This window comes from Saccharopolyspora sp. NPDC000995 (assembly GCF_053599315.1).
The window spans coordinates 1-2,144 of record NZ_JBSFLZ010000291.1; the positions used below are offsets into that span (position 1 = coordinate 1).

Here is a 2,144-nt window from a genome sequence, read left to right on the forward strand (position 1 = left end):
GCCGTCGCCACGCGCCGCCCGGCCGTCGCCACGCGCCGCCCGGCCGTCGCCGTGGTCGAGCACCACGTGGTCGATGCCGGTTCGCTGCAGGTGGTAACGAGCCCGTCAGCCCCGCCTGACCGGCACCGATCACCACGACATCGATGCGCTCCACGTCCGGCAGAACAGCCACCGCCCCGGAATCTTCCCGCGCGGGAAGTGGTCTGCGCCACTGCTGTCGAGTTGTTCGAATAGGCCAAGGGGGTGCGACGCAAGACACCCGTCGGGTGCCTTTAATCCCACCGAAACAACACCCTACGATTGGTTGCGTAAGCGATGGTTCCCCAAACCTTCTTCCGTTCGTCCTGCCCTTTGTCGGCGGTGCCTGGCGCGCGCATGCGGAAGACGGGGAGGTTTGCAGAAGGGAGGCAAGAAGTGACAATGGTGTGGGTGGCCCTGGCGGTCGAGTCGGTTGTACTGCTGGCGGTGGCGGCAGCGATGACTAAGTGGGCGCAGCGGCTGCAGCCGGGCACCCCTGACCAGGTGATAGAGCCGATCGGCCCAGCGGCCGACCGCATCGCCTGAGGAAGCGCGCAGGCGGGCTTGCTCCTGCATTCGGGAACGAGCCCGCGAACCTCGAACCGGCCATGGCGCGGTGAATCCAATCGCCGCCCGGCCGGTTTTCGTTACCCAAATTCCGGGTGTCTTTTTGATGAGGTGCACCGCGCGTCGATTCCGCGATTTTCCCGACCGGTTGTTTGCGAAGATAACTAGTGTCACCGTTGTCCACGGTAAGCGTGATCGACATGTGATGCCGCACATGTCGGTCGCGGCAGGTGCGGCGACCGATAGGGTGGGCCGAACGAGGTCCGCACGCCGATCGGGAAGGGCATCCGTGAGTCCAGTCGAACAGTCCAGTGGTCCACAGCCGGGTGGTCCGGTGCTGCCGAGTTCGGGCTCCGGATCGGTGCTGACTAACTACCGGACGTTCATCGAGCGCGCGGTGCGCAAGCCGAACCTGGTCGGTGCCCTCGTGCCCAGCTCGCCGAATCTCGCTCGCGAGATGGCGGCCGTGGTGCCGACCGCCGGCAGACCAGTGGTAGTGGAGCTGGGGCCCGGCACCGGCGCACTCAGCAGCGGGATCGCCCAGCGGCTGCCCGTTGGCGGCCGCCAGGTGGCGATCGAGGTGGACTCCGGCATGGTCGAGTACCTGCGCGCGGAACTGCCGTGGATGGAGGTGATCCAGGGCGACGCTTCCCGGCTCGGCGACCTGCTGGCCGATGCGGGCATCGGCAAGGTCGACGCGGTGGTCAGCGGCCTACCGTGGTCGATCTTCCCGGCCAAGCTGCAGCAGGACATCCTGGACCAGGTCGGCGCGGTCCTCGCGCCCGGCGGCGCCTTCACGACATTCGCCTACGTGCACGCCCTGGGCATGACCGGCGCCCGCCAGTTCCGCCGCCGCCTGGACCTGACCTTCGACGAGGTGCTGACCTCGCACACGGTGTGGCGCAACATCCCGCCCGCCCGCATCTACGTCTGCCGCCGCCCCTGCCCCGGCCAGGACTGACCCGCCTCAGGCCGCCCCGTGCGGCGTGGCCTGCACCAGGTCGGGACGTCCATTCGTCGGTTGCCGGCGACCTTGAGCAGCTGTATCGCGTGGTGGGAGGGGACGCCTGGTCTGACCGTCACCAAGGCATCGCAGTTGAGCTACATGGGGCCGACGACCGGGTGGTTCATGGTCTTGGGGGAGCTGGTGCGGGCTGCACCTGGCGGGATTCCCAGAGGTGGACGAATCCGGGGCTGGCGTCGCGGATTTCGGCAACCAGCGCCGCGGATTCCCGGATCGTCGGGATAACGCGCGTCGGCCGGACGCAACCTCGCGCCGCAGGCCGGCAGTGCGACGCCGCGGCCCGACCGACAGGACCAGGTCCGAGGGTCGCAGCGATTTCCGCCGGTCGCGCAGGAAAGCCGCGAGTTCACGGTTGTCCACGCTGTGGTATCCCGGTGCCCCTTGCTCGGTCATTCCGCAGTTTACGGGGGAACCGAGAAGAACGGGCCCGGTGCGCTTGTGCGCGATGGACATCGGGCCCGGGGACGAGGTGGTGGTGCCGGCCTGCGGTTGTGCGCCATTGGCGTCGTCGGTCCTCGAGGTGGGGGCGAAGCCG

3 protein-coding genes are annotated in these 2,144 nt (G+C 68.3%); all 3 read left to right on the top strand.

The features are described from left to right. Positions 1 to 234: hypothetical protein (locus ACWDKQ_RS35860; RefSeq protein ID WP_450143187.1), on the top strand; the 234-nt coding region annotated here is incomplete at its 5' end. Between the two features lie 180 nt (positions 235 to 414). After that, the gene (locus ACWDKQ_RS35865; RefSeq protein WP_450143189.1) at positions 415 to 564 is read left to right on the top strand and encodes a hypothetical protein; all 150 of its coding nucleotides are present in this window, start codon (positions 415 to 417) and stop codon (positions 562 to 564) included. Positions 565 to 982: 418 nt separating this feature from the next. After that, positions 983 to 1,546 carry a class I SAM-dependent methyltransferase gene (locus ACWDKQ_RS35870; RefSeq protein ID WP_450143188.1) on the top strand — a complete coding sequence of 188 codons (564 nt, stop codon included), beginning with the start codon at positions 983 to 985 and terminating at the stop codon, positions 1,544 to 1,546. The last annotated feature ends 598 nt before the right edge of the window (positions 1,547 to 2,144 follow it).